This is a genomic window from Candidatus Goldiibacteriota bacterium HGW-Goldbacteria-1, from assembly GCA_002839855.1.
Classification (GTDB): domain Bacteria; phylum Oederibacteriota; class PGYV01; order PGYV01; family PGYV01; genus PGYV01.
This window is the reverse complement of sequence record PGYV01000001.1, coordinates 260,565-277,608: the sequence shown is the minus strand read 5'-3', so window position 1 is coordinate 277,608 and position 17,044 is coordinate 260,565. Positions and strand designations below refer to the sequence as shown.

The window sequence follows — 17,044 nt, the reverse complement described above, 5'->3', positions numbered from 1 at the left end:
AGAAGTATATTTTGATACTTATTATCATGTGGTTTAAATTGACGCGAAACGCGGCAGGGTTTATAATAGCCATAATTACCAAATAGCAACGGGAGGGCGCAAAGCCTACATGAACCTGACAAAAGAACAGGCAAAACAAGAGCTGCAAAAGCTTGTGGATTTATTTGAAAAAGAAATGAAATCCGGCGAAGCCATGGAACTTAACGAGGCTAACACCAAAAGCACCTTCATTGAACCTCTTTTAAGGCTGCTTGGGTGGGATACAAACAATCATAATGAAGTCTGTCTTGAAGACGCAATTTCCCGCAAGCGTGTGGACTATTCTGTGCGTTACAACGGCAGGGTGGAATTTTTTGTAGAGGCTAAGCAGGTAAGCGTAAACCTTGAAGATAAAAAGTTTATTAATCAGGCAATAGGATACGGGTACAGCAGAAAAGACGTGCCTTTTGTGGTTTTAACCGATTTTGAAGGCTTTAAGTTATTTGACGTAACAGTAAAGCCGGATATAAGAAACATAAGAAAAGGCATAAAACTTGACCTTAACTGGAAACAGTATGTAGATAAATTTGATGACCTTTGGATGCTTTCCAAAGAATCGGTTATAAACGGGGATTTAAACAAACTTCTTTCAACCAAACCAAAAGACAGGGTTCCTGTAGATAAAGCCGTCCTTAATGACCTTAAAGTCTGGCGTGAGCACCTTGCCAAAGACATCTACAAAAACAACCCGGATTTATTTCACTCCGGAGATTTGGAACGTGACGCGGACTACTTAAAAGAAATTAACCAGAAGCTTTTAGACCGAATAGTATTTATGCGTTCCTGTGAAGACAGGGGGCTTGTAGCAGGGCATTCTTTAAGGGCGCTGTTTGAAGACAGAAGCGACAGCCTTGGAACAAGGACAATGCAGGTAATACTGGACAAAGAATTTGCCTTTTATAACCGCATATTTGACAGCGAACTGTTCCGCCCGCAGGACTGGGAAAAAGACCTTAAAATAGAATTTAAGACGCTTAACGCTATAATAGAAGATACCTATAACCCATATCAGTTTGACGCCATACCGTTAGAAGTGCTTGGAAATATTTACGAGCAGTTTTTAGGTTACACAATAAGGGTCACGGACAAACAGGTAAAGTACGAAGAAAAGCCTGACGTAAGAAAAGCAGGCGGCGTTTATTACACGCCTGAGTATATTGTGGATTATATAGTAAAGAATACAGTAGGCAAAAAGCTTGCGGAATTAAAGGAAAAAGACATAAAAAAATTAAGAATACTTGACCCTGCATGCGGTTCGGGCAGCTTTCTTATTCGCGCGTATGAAGAAATGCTTAACTGGTACAGGGATTTAAAAAGAAAACAGTCCACAGAAAAAGCAGATAAACAAAGCCAGGATAAGTTATTTGAACAGGGAAAACAGCAGGGCGATGTGCTGAATATCGCGGAAAAGGCAGAGATATTAAAAAGGCATATATTTGGCGTAGATTTAGACGAGCAGGCAGTGGAAGTTACCAAACTTTCACTTGTTTTAAAGATGCTTGAAGGGGAATTTGTGCCTATCGGCGGCCAGGGCGTACTACCTATGCTTAATCAGAACATCAAATGCGGCAACTCCCTTATATCCGGCGACCCGCTACTGCTTACAAGGTACTTTGGGAATGATTATTACAAGATAAAACCTTTTAATTGGGAAGAACAGTATAAAGAGGTTATGGCAGAAGGTGGATTCGACTGCGTTATCGGCAACCCTCCGTATATTGGATTTCAAGGTTTCAAAAAGGAAAAGGAGTTTTACACTGACGTATATTCAAGTGCCAAAGGAAAATTTGATATATATGTATTATTTATAGAAAAGGGTATAAAAATTATTAACAAAAATGGTCTTATGTCATATATTTGTCCTACGGGTTTTATGAAACGCAATCACGGTATTGAATTAAGGAAGTATATATTAAACAATGTCAATGTTGAAGAAATTATTGATTTTGAACATGAATCAATATTTAAAGATGCGTTAAATTATACAGGTATATTTATATTTTCAAAATCTAAAGCTAAAGACAATATGCTCAAATACAAAATAGGTTTAAATGGGAAGCTTGAATATTATCCACAAAAAGAATTAGGTGAGGGTTTATGGATTTTTAGAAATCCTTTGGAAACTAAAATAATAGAAAAAATCAATAAATTAGATAATGTTAAAAAATTGATTGAAGTGACAGATGATATTACCGAAGGAATTGTCACCGGTTTAAATGACATCTACCTTTTGGATTCGGAAACAATCAAAAACAATAAAATCGAAAAAACTTTTTTAAAACCATGTATAAGAGGCAGAAATATAAGAAAATACTACTTGGACGCTGTAGACGAATACGTTTTTTATCCATATGATGTAAATAATGATTTGATACCTGAAAAAGAAATAAAAGCTAAAGCTCCAAATTATTATAAATTTTTAACATCTAATAAAACCGAAATTAACAAGAGAGAATACTTTACTAAATCATCAAAAAAATGGTATGAACTTTGGAATCAGAGAAAAACAAAGAATTTTACCAATATTAAAATTATTGTACCAGAACTGGCTGAATCAAACCGATTTATGATTGATGATAAAGGTTATTACTACGGGGATACGGTTTGTGGCTTTTACTTTGAGGAAAAAGCCGACGTAGATATTTATTACATTTTGGGTATTCTAAATTCTCGATTAATGGAATGGTATTATAAAAAAACAACAGTGCCAAAAGCTAATGAATTCTTTATATATAAAACTATGTTTCTAAAAAATCTACCAATTTTTGTTATAGATAAGAAGGATGAAGCTCAGGTGGTTAGACAAAAAAGAATATCTGATTTAGTTAAAACAGTATTGTTACTGAGTTCTCAGTTAAATAATAACAGAAAAGGCGCACAAGGTAACCAGATTGACAAAGAAATAGACTCAGTGATGCAAAAAATTGATGAAGAAATATATGGGTTATATAAGATTTCACAAGAAGAAGTTGAATTGATAAAAGTGATTAGTAATAAAAATAGGGAGGTGTAAGATGGGCGAATACAGAAGAGAAACTATAAAATTGGAAAAGTTAACCATAAATCTTGGTAATCCCAGATTTGACCAGAAAGAAAATCAGAGGGATGCCATTATTGCAATGGTTAATGATCAAGAAAAAAAGATAATAAATCTTTCAAAAGATATAATTGAAAATGGGGTTAACCCATCTGATGTCATTATGGTTTCTGAAATGGATTCAGACACATATGTGGTTCTGGAGGGCAATAGACGTGTTGTAGCCTTAAAACTGTTACTTAATCCGGATATAATAAAGAATGAAAATGAAAGTTTCTATAAGAAAATAATAAAATTAAGTTCCGTATTTAACGCTAAACCAATTAAAGCGTTAGATTGTGTTGTGTTTGATGAATATAAAGATGCAAATAAATGGATAGTTTTAAAACATACTGGCGAAAATGAAGGTAAAGGAGTTGTGGAGTGGGACGCGCAACAAAAACGTAGATTTGAAGAACATACAAAAGGAAAAATGAATGTATCTTTGCAAATAATAAATTTTTTATCTAAAAGAGATGATGTTGACGATTCTTTAAAAGCAAACTTTGATAAGATTCCTATAACGAATTTAGAGAGACTTGTTGAAGATAAAAAAGTTCAAGAATTTTTAGGCATTAAAATTGAAAATGGTTTATTTGAATCGAAAGTTGAAGAAAAAGAAGTAGTAAAAGGTTTAGTTAAAATCGTAAGAGATTTAATAGATAAAAGAGTAAAAGTTAAAAAAATATATAAAAAAGAAGATAGACAAAGATATTTGAACGAATTTACTCCGGAAGAAAAGCCCGATACTAAAAGAACAAGCAAAGAGGTTTGGGGACTTGGAGAGAGCTTAGTTGATAAAAGAAAGATAATACCAAGATCTTTAAAGTCTACAAAAAGTAGAAATAAGTTAATTCCAAGTGGATATGTCTTAAAAATAAGACAGCCAAGAATTAACGATGTTTTTATTGAGTTGAAAGCGCTTAAATTCGATAAATATACAAACGCAATAGCAATTCTATTTAGGGTTTTTTTAGAGATGAGTGTTGATGAATATATGAGTAATAAAAAGATCGGAACTAAAGAAGAAATAGAAAGTAAATTAAGATTACGGGAGAAAATTACAAAAGTCATAGAATATATGTGTAAAGAAAATATAATGACAAGTAAAGAATTGAAACCTTTGCGCGTTGCGGTAAGTGATAAAGATGACGTGATATCAATTGATACATTTAATGGCTATGTTCATAATAGATATTTCCAGCCAAAAGAAAAAGACCTAATTAAGAGCTGGGAAAATTTAAGTACATTTATTTTAAAGTTGTGGTGTTAGTATGCGATTTTTGTCCCCGTTAAGATATCCAGGTGGAAAAGGCAAAATAGCAGATTATATAAAGACCATCGTTAGCAATAATGGTTGTTTGGATGGGACTTATATAGAACCATATGCTGGCGGTGCATCAGTTGCCCTATCATTATTATTTTCGGAATATGTTAAGAAGATTGTAATAAATGATTTTGACAATATGATCTACTCTTTTTGGCATAGTGTCTTATACGATACAGAAAGACTTTGTAAACTCATAAATGATTCAAAGGTTAATGTTGAAACATGGAAAAAAATGCATAAAAGAATAAAAAGGCCTTCTGAGTATACATTACTTAATCTTGGTTTTACAGCATTCTATTTAAATAGGACTAATAGGTCTGGTATTATAAAAGGTGGCGTCATAGGTGGAACGGACCAAAAAGGGAAATGGAAAATAGATGCGAGATTTAATAAGAAGGAGTTAATAAGTCGGATAGAGAAAATTGCAAGATATAAAAGTCGAATAGAGATATCTAATTGCGATGCGATTACATTAATAAAAAAACTTAAAAAATCCAAAGATATGAAGACTATTTTGTATTTGGATCCACCATATTTTGTTCAAGGACATTCACTTTATATGAATTATTATAAACCAGAAGACCATAAGCAAATAGCAGAACAAATATTTGGATTGGGTGAGCAAAAGTGGATAGTAAGCTATGATGATGTAAAAGAGATAAGGCGTATTTATAGCAATTATAAAAGTATTAAATACAAGCTACACTATAGTTCGGGTGAAAAGAAAACTGGAAATGAAATAATGTTTTTTTCAGATAACATAATAAAACCTAAAAGTAATTTTATACGGGATATTGTATGATGATGGATGAAATTGTAAGCATTTGTCAAAATAATAATTATAAAGGTGTTGTTCTGAAATGCATAGCCCAAAAAGCCGAAGTTGGATTTGTAAACTATTACACTTCGTTTACTTTTTCTGATGATATTTACGCTACAATTGGCGAACCTGAATGGCATGAGTACTCAAAAACACAAATCATTGTCCCTATTTTGAATTATGATGATGTAAAAAAGATTATAGAATTTACTTGTTTAAGAGATGATTTGTTATTAATGCGAAAACATTTTTCGGTTGAAGAATTTTATAAACTGTTGAAAAAAGTTGAAACAACAAAGCGTTTAGATATTGAAGGTAATATTATAAGTTATGATATTGATTTTGATCATAAAGAAGAATATGTTATTGGTTCACATTTTAACAGTATTTTTAGTTCTGGTAATTGTAATTTAGCAAGAAGTTCAACTGTTTTTGCTTTGTGGTCAAATGAAACGAATTATATGCCTTTAAAACCAGTTGAGACTGCAATAATCAACGGAATTGAAGTAAGTAGTCCTATAATTTCTTTAATTGGATTTTTAGGTGCTGATAAATTTAATGAACTCAAAGGTTCAATTGGCATATATTTTCCAAATTTTGATGCTTGGTTTTTAAGTGATAAAAAGGAAAAAGGAACAACCCCAAGTGAACATAATGGCACACGTGTAGAAGTTGGAATTGCCACGAAGAATAAGTCGGATATTAATAAATTATCAATTATTTATAAACTTACTAGGTCTGATGAGACCTTGCTTTGGAACATTTATAAATTAGATAATGTTAAATATCCAACCGGAAGTGAAAACGAAGTAATCATGTTTTATCAGCCGTTGCCAGATGATGTTGATAAAACATTTTTTATGCTTATTTCAAACGACATGAAAATATGTGATTTTACAACTGAACAACCTTATGTTGAAGAACTACATTATACAATGGACATTAATGGTGGTGGTCGAAAAGTTCGAAAAACTTTTTCGGTTGGTGATAAGTTAGATAAAAATAGCATTTTGCGAAAAAAGAAAGCAGATTTACTTCGATTAACAAAAAAGAAAGTTTTATATGAAGCTGGTAACCAACTGACAGCCATAATGGAAATTCAATCAATTGTAGATAAAGCAAATACAAAAGTTTCAATAATTGACCCTTATTTTGGGAATTGTTCTGATGATTGGAATATTTTAAGTAATATTGCTTCATCCACAAAGGTTATGATTTTAACTTTTTATGTAAATAATGATTTTGCTAATGATTTAGTAATTGCGAGGTCGTCAAATTTACAAATAGAAGTTGCAAAAATATTCTATCAACATCCTTTGTCACATAAACAATATAATCCAATACATGATAGATTTATAATTGTTGACGATAGTAATGTTTGGCAAGTTGGTACGTCAATTAATGGATTAGGGAAGCGTGCAACTACAATTATTAACATAAATAGTCCAGAGTCAGAGGATATAATTAAATTGTTCAATTACTATTGGACGAACCCTGCGCCGACCCATCAAGTTTTAATTAATGGCGTTTGGTCTACAATACCAGTAACAAAACAAATTATGTCTTAACGTACATCTGGGAAGTTCTTTCTAATATAAGTAATAGGGGACGGACCTTGAGTTGAGAGTTGATACTAAGTAAAAGTAAATAAAAATTTCAGACCTCATATATAGTTTTTATTCTCATTATTCCCCCTTGACAAAACCGTTATTTGTTCTAAAATTCAGTTTGTCAGGGCGTTTATGCCTTAAAAATTTGGAGATGAAAAAAGTATAGCCGAATAGTATGGTCGGGATTTATTAACCGGGAAAAACTTATAACCAGCCCGAACCATAGCCGGGGAAAACTTCAACCTTTCTTTTTGAAACAATCACTTACCTAAACGGGCGTAGCCTATCTATATTTATACCTATAGCTATGCCTAATAATCCAAAAGGAGATTTATGCAAGTACAGCAGCCTGTTGAAAAAATCAACGGGAAGAACGGCAGTAAGAACAGGGTAGTAACAAAAGGCCCGGTAAAGAACCTTGAACAGCACGTCCATCCGGAATGGTGGAGGAACATTTTCAATTCGTATTACATAATGACAGACGGCGATGTGGTGGAAGATAATCAGATTACAAAGCAGGAAATAGACTTTTTTTCCGGCGCTGTGAAGCTTAAAAAAGACGAATGTATCCTTGACCTTTGCTGCGGGCAGGGGCGCCACACAATAGAACTTGCTTCGCGCGGATTTAAAAACGTGCAGGGAATGGACAGGTCGCACTACCTTATTTCGCGGGCAAAATCTGTATCAAAGGGTAAAAACCTTGCGATTAAATTTAAGGAAGGCGATGCCAGAAAAATACCTTATTCCAATGACACTTTTGACGTGTTAATGCTTTTGGGCAACAGCTTTGGGTATTTTGAAACTTTAAATGACGATGTAATGGTCTTAAAAGAGGTCGCAAGGGTTTTAAAACCGGGCGGACGGGTGCTTATAGATGTAACGGACGGGGATTATGTAAAAAAGAACTTCAGCGCGCGGTCTTGGGAATGGATAGACAAGAAACACTTTGTCTGCAGGGAGCGGTCGCTTTCAGCGGATGGGGAACGCTTAATATCACGCGAGGTTGTGACAGACACAAAAAAGGGCGTGGTGGTGGACCAGTTTTACGCGGAGCGGCTTTATAACGCGGACAGCATATCATTCATAATGAAAAAAGCCGGGCTTTCTGCTATTAATTTTCATGGGGCTATGAATACGGAATCAAAACGGAATCAGGACCTTGGCATGATGGAAAGGCGCGTTATTGTGACCGCTGTTGTGGAAAAAGAACGCGCGCCGGAAAAACAGGCAAAGGATACCAAGGTCAGGGACGTTGTTGTGGTTATGGGCGACCCTAAGAAACCGGACAGTGTAAAACCTTCGGAAGTTTTTGATGATGACGATTTTCAGACCATAGACAGGTTAAAGGACGCGCTGTCAGGGTTAAAGCAGTACAGGTTTTCTTTTATGGATAACCACGCCAATCTTCTTGATGACTTAAAAAAAGTTTCACAGGATAACGCCCTTGTACTTAATCTGTGCGATGAAGGGTATGACAATGACCCCAGAAAAGAACTTCACGTGCCGGCGTTTTTTGAAATGCTTAATATTAAATATACGGGCGGCGGGCCGCAGTGCCTTGCTTACTGTTACGACAAATCGCTTGTGCGCGGAATAGCCGCGGAAATGGGCATACCTGTCCCCAAAGCTTTCTTTATAAAACCGGAAGACATCACATACGAACTTCCGGTTAATTTCAGTTTTCCCCTGATAGTAAAACCCAATTTTGGCGATTCAAGTTTTGGCATCACAAGGACAAGCGTGGTGCATAATTTAGAACAGCTTGACCGCGCTATTTCTGATGTCCGGGAAAAAACCGGATATGAAAAACCCATACTTGTTGAAGAGTTCTTAATAGGCAGCGATATCACAGTGGGAATTATCGGCAATCCGCCGGAATCCTACCGCATTATGCCCATTACCGAAGAGGACTATTCCGACCTTCCGCCTGACCTGCCAAAGATATGCGGGTACGAGGCCAAGTGGGACCCCACGTCCCCTTACTGGAAATACATTAAGACAATTCCGGCAAAACTGCCGGCTGAAACAGAAAAAAATATTCAGGAGTGGTGCGTGAAGCTGTTTGAGCGGCTTGAATGCCGCGATTACGCGCGCCTTGACTGGCGGCTGGATTCCAAAGGCAACCCTAAACTGCTTGAAGTAAACCCCAACCCGGGCTGGTGCTGGGACGGCCACTTAGCAAAGATGTCAAAGATGGACGATGTGTCATATTCGCAGATGCTGGGGCTTATAATCAAAGCCGCAGAAAAAAGGTACGACGTGCAGGAAAAAAGAAGGTTAAGCGGGTTAAAGAATATATAAAGGCAATAAGCGTTGTTTAGGTTTATGTTTTTGTTTTGTAGGGATAGCGCTCCCGCGCTGTCCGTGTATTTGTATTGTCCTGGTAGACGCGGGTCTTTAGCCCGCGGCATTTGATTCTGAATTGGACTTGGATCTGGATTTGGCAGCCGCACCTTTTCCCGGCCGTCGCAGCAAAAAATTTGCTATGGCGGAGATGGCAAGGCGCGTTGTTTAGATTTATATATTTGGTTTTGTATTTAAACGCCCTGTCCGGGGTCAGGCCCCGGACAGGGCGTTTACACTGCGGATCTTTTTGTCTTGGGTATTAAATCAACTGCCGCGCATAATAACGAGCAATTTTATTATAGGCTCGTTATTAAAAGACCCGCGTCTACCAAGGCAAAACCGTCCCTAATTACCTTTTCCGCAAAATAGAAATGTCCTATTTATTATCCTGCCGCTTCAATTTGCAATATCAAAAAAACTTGACAAATCGGATTTTCTTATGTAAAATTTTACATAACGAGATACTTAAAGGGGAGGGGTAATGTATATAGCGGAGTATTATATAAGCCCCGGCGGAAATAAGCCGGTGGAAAAGTTTATACTGGAACAAACAGCGGAATGGCAGTCGTGGATATTCGCGGCACTGGAGCTGCTGCAGGAAAGGGAAGGCAAGCTTAAAAATTACCTTGCTGAAACAAAGCACATTGAAGATAAAATTTTTGAGCTGAAATTTAAGCAGATACCTGTAAGGATACTTTACGCGTATCATCCGCGTGTAAGGGGCAGGATGGTTCTTCTTCATGCTGTGATTAAGAAAAGAGACGATCTTAAAAGGAAAGATATTGAAACAGCTGAAACCAATTACAAGCAGATTTAACAAACGGAGGAATATTATGAAACGTAAAGATAAAGCAACCACAGAAAGCGTATTTAAAAGCGCGGCTACAAAAAAACTGATGGAAAAGCCGGTTTTCAGGGTTATGGTTGATGAAAGAAAGGAACTGCTGAAAATAGCGGAAGAAATAGAGAAGAAAAGAAAAGAGCAGTGCATTTCGCAGTCTGCCCTGGCTAAGATAACTCAAATTCCGCAGGAAGAACTGTCAAGGATTGAAAGAGGCAAAAGAAATATAACCCTTGAAACCTATTTCCGTATTATCAGGGGGTTAGGTTACAAGGCGGAGATTAAATACCATAAAATCCACGTCCCACATAGTACGCACGCGTAATATTTTTAACTGTAACCGCATTGCACCGATATTTTTATTCCGCAAAATAGAAATGTCCTGTTGATTATCCTGCCGCTCTTTTTGTAAAAAAACAGAAAATAACTTCTGAAAAATACCTTGTTTTATTGTACGAAAATAGAAAATTCGCAATTCCACTTTCACAAAACGGATTTGCGAATTGACAATATTATTCAATATTCTGCAGTGGTAGACGCGGGTCTTTAGCCCGCGGCAGTTGATTTGTTTTTTATCGTAGAGGCGCAATATATTGCGGCTAGTTTTAAAAGCGAGGCGTAATATATTACGCCTCTACAGGTAAAGACGAAGAATCAAAAAATGTACTTTAAAAGGTGCGCCTACCAATGCATAAATCAAAAACCGCGGGCTAAAGACCCGCGTCTACCACAGCAAAACCAAGCTGCCAAGCTGCCTAACTGCCCAGCTGCCCAGCTGCCCAGCTGCCCAGCTGCTTTTTTCTGCAACGTTTACCACTCCGGCGCATTGTAATATAGCGGTATAAAACTGCTTTTGCGCAAAAACGCCGGAGATGAAAATGAACCTTAAACTGATTAAAAAATCCATTGTATTCATTCTGTTAATATTTTGTGTATTGCCTGCTTTTGCCTCTGAAATAAGCGGTAAAATCCGCCTTAATTCCGTGGGGTTTAAGCCGGAAATGGCAAAGTTTGCCACTGTTGCGGGCAAGTGCGGCGATTTTACCGTGAAATCCGCGTCGGATAATAAAGCGGTATATAATGGAAAAGCGTCTGCACCGGTTTATGATAAAGAGACTGCGGAAGATTTATGCACCCTTGATTTTTCTGAACTTAAAACCCCCGGTACATATTATATAGAAGCAGGGGCTGCCGGCAGGTCGTGTAATTTTGTAATCTCTGAAAATGTTTTTGACTCCCCATTCTATGATTCTGTCATGGGGATGTACCTGTGGAGATGCGGGACAGCGGTAAGTGCCGCTAATAACGGCAGTACTTTTGCTGCTGAAGAGTGCCATACTGATGACGCTTATCTTGATTATGTCGGCGGCACGGGGACAAAAGACGGTACAGGAGGCTGGCACGATGCGGGCGATTACGGCAAGTATACTGTTAATGCCGGTATCACAGTGGGGCTTATGCTTAAAGCTTGGGAGCAGTTTGGGGATAATATAAAAAGGGTAAAATTAAACATACCGGAATCGGGCGGCGTAATACCTGATTACCTTGCCGAAATTAAATATGAAACAGACTGGCTTTTAAAAATGCAGGCAGATGACGGCAGCGTTTACCACAAAATTTCAACTTTAACTTTTCCCGGCGCTGTAATGCCTGACCAGGACAGGGCGCGCAGGTACTTTGTTCCGTGGTCCAGCGCGGCAACCGCGGACTTTGCCGCTGTACTTGCGGCTATGGCAAAAAACATAAAACCATATGACACGGCAGCAGCCGTAAAATATATTTTAGCCGCGGAAAACGCGGCGCGTTTTTTAAAGGCAAATCCCGACAACCATAAATCTGACCAGAAAGCATTTTCCACCGGTGCTTATGACACAGGCGACAGCGACGACAGGCTGTGGATGTACGCGGAGCTGTGGGACGCGACAGGCAAGAATGAATACTTAAAAGAATTTGAAAAAGCCGCGGCGCAGTATCCATCTAAGTTTGATACAGACTGGGACTGGCCCAATGTAAAAAATCTTGGAATGCTTACGTACTTATTCTCCAAACGTGAAGGTAAAAATAATACCCTTATTGATGACATGAAAAAACAGTTAATCGCCTGCGCTGACAGTATTACAAAAACCGCTTCTGAAAACCCGTACGCAAGGGGGCTTGGCACGTCCTATTACTGGGGATGCAACGGCAGCGTGGCAAGGCAGCCTTTAATACTTCAGTCAGCCAATTTAATAAAACCCGATTCCGCATATTTAAAAACCGCGGCAGATGCTGTGGCGCATATATTTGGAAGAAATTATTACGGCAGGTCGTACGTGACGGGAATAGGGCACAATCCTCCTTTAGACCCGCACGACAGAAGGTCCATGGCTGATAATCTGAAAGAACCATGGCCGGGTTACCTGGTGGGCGGCGGCCACGACGCAAAAGGTTGGAAAGATGAATACGGAAGTTTTGCGACAAATGAAATTGCCATTAACTGGAACGCTTCCTTGATATACGCGCTTGCGGGATTCTTATATAACGGCCCGGAATATACCCCCACCGCCACAATGACGGGGACGCCGCCCACTTTAACTCCCACATTCACGCCGGTGCCAAAAGATTTAATTTATGACGGCGATACAAAAGGCAAAAGAATAAAAGATAACACGCAGGGCGAAGCAGAAGGCATTATGGATTACGCGGGCGGCGTAAAAGGAAAGGCGCTAAGGATGCATTTCATGGGTAACAACGAAGAAGCGCAGAAAGTATGGCGTTTAAAAAAACCGGTTTCTCCTGACGGCTTTAATTATATAGAGTTTGACGTGAAAGCGGTAAAGGGTACAATGCCGGAGTTATATTTCAGTTTAAGCATGGGCGCTTCAAGCGATATGCTTTTAAACGTAAATGATTACTGTGAAAAACCCATATCCGCGAACTGGACAAAAGCACGGTTCCCGATAGATGAAATGATGGTATCCGGGGATAAATATATAAGCGAGCTGATGTGGATAGGCATTGCGGGCAAAATTACTGTAATACTGATAGACAATATAAAACTGATAAACTACACCCCGCCCACGCCCACCATATCGCAGACGCACTCTGTCACGCCCTTTGTGACCGCCACACCTTCGGCCACAATTACCCCCACCGGCACCGTGACAGAATTTGTCACATCAACACCGACGGAGACAGTAACACCCACCTGTACAGCTTCGCCCACGATAACAGTGACTTATACAGCAACGCCTGAAACAGGCGTTAAAATTATCATAGATAATTCATCAAACCCGGGCTCTAAAAACCTGCTTGGATACATCTGGTACACCTATGATGATAAAAGTAATAATGGCACGTCGGAAATTTGGCCCAAACCCGGCAGTAATTTTGAAAAAAGCGGCAGCGGAAAAGATAATAAAGGCAAAGCCGCTGTCATGAAAGGAAAGGTTACCACCATGTTTCAGTGGGGATATTTAGGTATGGGCACAAAGCTGACCGCGGACGGGAAGACAATAAATTTAGCAAAGTGCGGCGGCGTGCGTTTCTGGCATAAAGGCGACGGCAAAAAATACAGGGTTAAACTGATATCCGCCCACCCGGACTTTAAGCAGGGTGAAGGCGATAATCACCTGGGTGTTGAATTTGAAACTTCCGGCGAATGGCAGCTTTTTGATATGTCAATCTACTCTTTTGTGAAAGAACCTTACTGGGGTTCGTTTGTAGAACCGGATGACGCCCTTTCAATGATAAGGGATATTCAATGGCAGACAAGGGAACAGCCCCACCAGAGCATAGAATTAATGATAGACGGCGTTGAAATTTACGGCTGTGAAAAATAAGTAAGACGCGTTGTTTAGATTTATGCAGTGGTAGGCGCGTCCCTTCAGGGCGCGGCAGTTGCTTTTTGTTTTACTTCCGACCCTCCGTGCATCCGACCCTCTGTTTTACAGGGTTTGGGTATATTTTTTCAGCGCACGCCGCAAATTGGTAATCTTGAAGTCAAATAAGCTTGAAATCTACAACCATGTTAATTCATTGGCAATCGGGAACCCGCGGTACATACATGTATGCCGGCGCGGCATTATATACGGATTGCCGCATACATAGTATGTTAGGGCGGCACGCACTGAAAAAACACACCCAACCCCTGTGGTTTTCTTCTAATTTTCCAATTTCGAATTTTCAATATTTGTTTTATCTTTGTTTTTACTTCCGTCCATCCGTGCATCCGACCATCCGACCATCTGTTTTAACGGGCTTGGGTATATTTTTTCAGCGCGCGCCGCAAATTGGTGTTCTTGCAGTCAAATATACTTGAAGTCCTAAGTGTGTTAACGTCATTGGCAATCCGGAACCCGCGGTACATACGGATTTGCCGGCGCAGCATTAAAGCGTCCCTGCCGTATACAAAGTGAGCTAGAGCGGCACGCACTGAAAAAACACACCCAACCCCTGTGTTTTTTATCTAATCTTCGAATATCGAATCTTCAATTATTTTGCATCCGACCGTCCGTCCCTCTGCTTTACCGGGATTGGGTATGGCAGTGGTAGGCGCGTCCCTTTAGGGCGCGGCAGTTGCTTTTTGTTTTACTTCCAACCCTCCGTGCATCCGACCATCCGTCCCTCTGTTTTTCCGGGTAAGACGTTTTAAATTTGACTTACATTTCATTATGCGGTATATTTAGTGAAACAGGAGGTATTCAATGTATACATGCACAGTGACATCAAAAGGGCAGATAGTAATACCGGCGCAGATACGCAGGCGGCTTAACATAAAAACGGGTACAAAACTGTCAATGCAGGATACGGGGTTAGAAATAACCATAAGGCCGGTAACAGAAGAATATCTTGACGCGGTGGCGGGTGTTTTAAAGAGCAAAAAGAACCTTGCGCACGTGCTTTTAGAAGAAAGGGCCGCGGAATACGGCAGGGAAAAGAAAAAATGAGATTTGTCCTGGATTCGTACGCTATGATTTCATTTCTACAGCGTGAAAAAGGTTTTGAAACAGTAAAAAAAGCCATGGAAAAATCCATTCAAAAAGGGCAAAAAACCCTGATGACAACTGTCAACTGGGGCGAGGTTTATTACATCATAAAAAGGGAAGAGGGGGCCCGCGTGGCTGATGCCATGGTTGAAATAATGGACACCCTTCCGGTTGAACTGCTTCCCGCGGGCAGGGAAATTACCAGGCAGGCAGCTGCCCTGAAATCTGAAAAAAAGATGTCTTATGCAGACTGCTTCGCGGCTGCAGCCGCAATAATGCATAAAGCCGTGCTTATAACCGGGGATAAAGAGTTTAAGGAAGTTGAAAAGGAAATAGAAATAGAGTGGATATGAAGAAGTTTAGGATATAAATTTTAAGCAATAAGCAGATAAGCAATTAAGCATAAGCGAAATCCCATCCCTCGTGTTGCATGCCGTCTACCCAGTCAGCTCGGCGCTTAACAAATGTTGTTATTGTATTTTATGTATTGGTAGACGCGGGTCTTTAGCCCGCGGCAGTTGTAGTTGGTTTAGGTTTTGTATGGAAATATATAAACATATAACTTAAAAGATCCGCGGGCTAAAGACCCGCGTCTACCAAAACGAAATCTTGCCGTTGTGCTTCCGTCTCTCTGCCCCTAAATTTACCCGGTACTTCTGAAATACATACGCTAACACAAAATAACTAAAATTGTTATAAATTGTTGATTTTTAGTTATTTTGTGTTATATTTGGTTTGGAAGCTTAAATAAAAAAATGCCGGGTAATGATAATGACAGGGAGGTAATAAAAATGACCGCGAAAATGTCTTCATTTACAATCCAGATGGACAGCGAAATTAAGAATGAGTTAAGGGAAGTATGCGATAAAGAGGGTTACAAACTGAATAAATTCATTGAAAAAGCCGTAAAGAATGAATTAACCAGGCGGCAGCTGCAGGATGACTACCTTACATACGCGAATTACATGGCAAACGAAAAGGCAACCGCCGTGAATCTGGATGAATTCGCGGAAAGCATTGGGGTTAAGGCAAAGAAAGCGCATAAGGGTAAACTTTAATGACGGCAGTAAGGCTGTATAAGATTGCACAGACGGCGCAGATTTTTATGAAAATAAGGCCTATGATAAAGGAACGGCAGGAAGTATATGACGAAATCTGCACCCTTGCGCATAAAATACGCCCGTATAAAGAGAGCGAAGGCATCCGGCGCATAGCGCCGGGTTTCTTTAAATACACGGCAAAAAAATATATATTTGATTTTGAAGATACAAATGACGGTTATATTACAATAGCCAAAATCTCGTATATAGAAAAGGCATAAATAAGAACACGCGATTACTGTAAAGATTCATGTTATTTCTGCTGTTAAAAGTCGTATTTACAGAAAATGTTGTATTGAGTATAATCGTTTTGAGGGGAACAAAAAATCGGGAGGGTGTTATGAAGAAATCTGTAATTGTTTTAATGCTGTTTGTTTTTGTTATGGTTTTTACGGGGTGCGCGGAACTGGAAAAATATATTATTAAATCGAACTATAGCGCGCAGGAAGCTGAAGGCCAGACTGTAATAAATGCAGGAGCTAATGAAGCGTATTACGCTGCAAGGAAATGCCTTTTAGATGACGGCTTGAAAATAGTACGTAATTCAACGAGCGGCCCAATTATACTGGTCGGCGAATCCTATAAAATGAGAAGCGAAGGGGACAGGCTTACAAATACCCTGTTTACAAATATGCTTGGCGGTAAAAAAGCCACGGAAAGTGTTGTTGAAAAGGAAGTCAAAAGCAGGCAGTTTATTATTAAGGCCAGATATGATCAAAACTGGAAAATAATTGAAGGGCAGCTGGGTATTTTATACACCGGAAACATAACAGGGATAAACGGGCAGGGAAAAGTAGTAAAAACGATAGAAGCAAATGTGTTAGGAGAAGAAAGGCAGAGGGCGATGGCTAAGCTTAAAAGCTTAATTGCCGAATATACAAAAGACAGCAGCAAGATGGGGCAATAAGAACTTTA

The 17,044-nt window shown here is 39.0% G+C and carries 14 protein-coding genes; 13 read left to right on the top strand and 1 reads right to left on the bottom strand.

The window, feature by feature from the left end; genetic code table 11:
* Positions 1-109: 109 nt before the first annotated feature.
* From CVV21_01140 to CVV21_01110, 7 genes are all read left to right on the top strand, one after another.
* On the top strand, positions 110-3,052 hold the full coding sequence (locus tag CVV21_01140; protein ID PKL92980.1) for a hypothetical protein: 2,943 nt from the start codon (positions 110-112) through the stop codon (positions 3,050-3,052).
* Between the two features lies 1 nt (position 3,053).
* On the top strand, positions 3,054-4,388 hold the full coding sequence (locus tag CVV21_01135; GenBank protein PKL92979.1) for a hypothetical protein: 1,335 nt from the start codon (positions 3,054-3,056) through the stop codon (positions 4,386-4,388).
* A gap of 1 nt (position 4,389) precedes the next feature.
* Positions 4,390-5,247, top strand: coding sequence for a DNA methyltransferase (locus CVV21_01130; GenBank protein PKL92978.1), 858 nt, complete (start codon positions 4,390-4,392; stop codon positions 5,245-5,247).
* The gene (locus CVV21_01125) at positions 5,244-6,833 is read left to right on the top strand and encodes a hypothetical protein (GenBank protein PKL92977.1); all 1,590 of its coding nucleotides are present in this window, start codon (positions 5,244-5,246) and stop codon (positions 6,831-6,833) included. Before CVV21_01130 ends, CVV21_01125 begins: the two co-directional genes overlap by 4 nt.
* A gap of 375 nt (positions 6,834-7,208) precedes the next feature.
* Positions 7,209-9,176 (top strand): D-alanine--D-alanine ligase, encoded by a 1,968-nt coding sequence (locus CVV21_01120; protein ID PKL92976.1) that lies wholly within the window; start codon positions 7,209-7,211, stop codon positions 9,174-9,176.
* Positions 9,177-9,702: 526 nt separating this feature from the next.
* Positions 9,703-10,038 carry a hypothetical protein gene (locus CVV21_01115; protein ID PKL92975.1) on the top strand — a complete coding sequence of 112 codons (336 nt, stop codon included), beginning with the start codon at positions 9,703-9,705 and terminating at the stop codon, positions 10,036-10,038.
* Positions 10,039-10,054: 16 nt separating this feature from the next.
* Entirely contained in the window at positions 10,055-10,387 is a 333-nt protein-coding gene (locus tag CVV21_01110) for a hypothetical protein (protein ID PKL92974.1), read from the top strand.
* 399 nt (positions 10,388-10,786) lie between these two features.
* Here CVV21_01110 and CVV21_01105 read toward each other — a convergent pair whose 3' ends face one another.
* The gene (locus CVV21_01105) at positions 10,787-10,969 is read right to left on the bottom strand and encodes a hypothetical protein (protein PKL92973.1); all 183 of its coding nucleotides are present in this window, start codon (positions 10,967-10,969) and stop codon (positions 10,787-10,789) included.
* Here CVV21_01105 and CVV21_01100 point away from each other — a divergent pair.
* The 6 genes from CVV21_01100 (at position 10,935) to CVV21_01075 (ending at position 17,036) form a co-directional block, all read left to right on the top strand.
* Positions 10,935-13,883 carry a hypothetical protein gene (locus CVV21_01100; GenBank protein PKL92972.1) on the top strand — a complete coding sequence of 983 codons (2,949 nt, stop codon included), beginning with the start codon at positions 10,935-10,937 and terminating at the stop codon, positions 13,881-13,883. The genes CVV21_01105 and CVV21_01100 overlap by 35 nt on opposite strands.
* An 864-nt stretch (positions 13,884-14,747) precedes the next feature.
* Positions 14,748-14,990, top strand: coding sequence for an AbrB family transcriptional regulator (locus tag CVV21_01095; GenBank protein ID PKL92971.1), 243 nt, complete (start codon positions 14,748-14,750; stop codon positions 14,988-14,990).
* Positions 14,987-15,382, top strand: coding sequence for a VapC toxin family PIN domain ribonuclease (locus tag CVV21_01090; GenBank protein ID PKL92970.1), 396 nt, complete (start codon positions 14,987-14,989; stop codon positions 15,380-15,382). Before CVV21_01095 ends, CVV21_01090 begins: the two co-directional genes overlap by 4 nt.
* A gap of 438 nt (positions 15,383-15,820) precedes the next feature.
* Positions 15,821-16,087, top strand: coding sequence for a hypothetical protein (locus CVV21_01085; GenBank protein PKL92969.1), 267 nt, complete (start codon positions 15,821-15,823; stop codon positions 16,085-16,087).
* Positions 16,087-16,350 carry a hypothetical protein gene (locus CVV21_01080; GenBank protein ID PKL92968.1) on the top strand — a complete coding sequence of 88 codons (264 nt, stop codon included), beginning with the start codon at positions 16,087-16,089 and terminating at the stop codon, positions 16,348-16,350. The genes CVV21_01085 and CVV21_01080 overlap by 1 nt, the downstream gene beginning before the upstream one ends.
* 119 nt (positions 16,351-16,469) lie before the next feature.
* A complete protein-coding gene (locus tag CVV21_01075) occupies positions 16,470-17,036 on the top strand; it encodes a hypothetical protein (protein PKL92967.1) in 567 nt (188 codons plus the stop codon).
* The last annotated feature ends 8 nt before the right edge of the window (positions 17,037-17,044 follow it).

Bases quoted from the DNA above. Each gene is read 5' to 3' on its own strand.
- CVV21_01140 (PKL92980.1), top strand. From the start codon at position 110: ATGAACCTGACAAAAGAACAGGCAAAACAAGAGCTGCAAAAGCTTGTG.
- CVV21_01135 (PKL92979.1), top strand. From the start codon at position 3,054: ATGGGCGAATACAGAAGAGAAACTATAAAATTGGAAAAGTTAACCATA.
- CVV21_01130 (PKL92978.1), top strand. From the start codon at position 4,390: ATGCGATTTTTGTCCCCGTTAAGATATCCAGGTGGAAAAGGCAAAATA.
- CVV21_01125 (PKL92977.1), top strand. From the start codon at position 5,244: ATGATGATGGATGAAATTGTAAGCATTTGTCAAAATAATAATTATAAA.
- CVV21_01120 (PKL92976.1), top strand. From the start codon at position 7,209: ATGCAAGTACAGCAGCCTGTTGAAAAAATCAACGGGAAGAACGGCAGT.
- CVV21_01115 (PKL92975.1), top strand. From the start codon at position 9,703: ATGTATATAGCGGAGTATTATATAAGCCCCGGCGGAAATAAGCCGGTG.
- CVV21_01110 (PKL92974.1), top strand. From the start codon at position 10,055: ATGAAACGTAAAGATAAAGCAACCACAGAAAGCGTATTTAAAAGCGCG.
- CVV21_01100 (PKL92972.1), top strand. From the start codon at position 10,935: ATGAAAATGAACCTTAAACTGATTAAAAAATCCATTGTATTCATTCTG.
- CVV21_01105 (PKL92973.1), bottom strand. From the start codon at position 10,969: ATGGATTTTTTAATCAGTTTAAGGTTCATTTTCATCTCCGGCGTTTTT.
- CVV21_01095 (PKL92971.1), top strand. From the start codon at position 14,748: ATGTATACATGCACAGTGACATCAAAAGGGCAGATAGTAATACCGGCG.
- CVV21_01090 (PKL92970.1), top strand. From the start codon at position 14,987: ATGAGATTTGTCCTGGATTCGTACGCTATGATTTCATTTCTACAGCGT.
- CVV21_01085 (PKL92969.1), top strand. From the start codon at position 15,821: ATGACCGCGAAAATGTCTTCATTTACAATCCAGATGGACAGCGAAATT.
- CVV21_01080 (PKL92968.1), top strand. From the start codon at position 16,087: ATGACGGCAGTAAGGCTGTATAAGATTGCACAGACGGCGCAGATTTTT.
- CVV21_01075 (PKL92967.1), top strand. From the start codon at position 16,470: ATGAAGAAATCTGTAATTGTTTTAATGCTGTTTGTTTTTGTTATGGTT.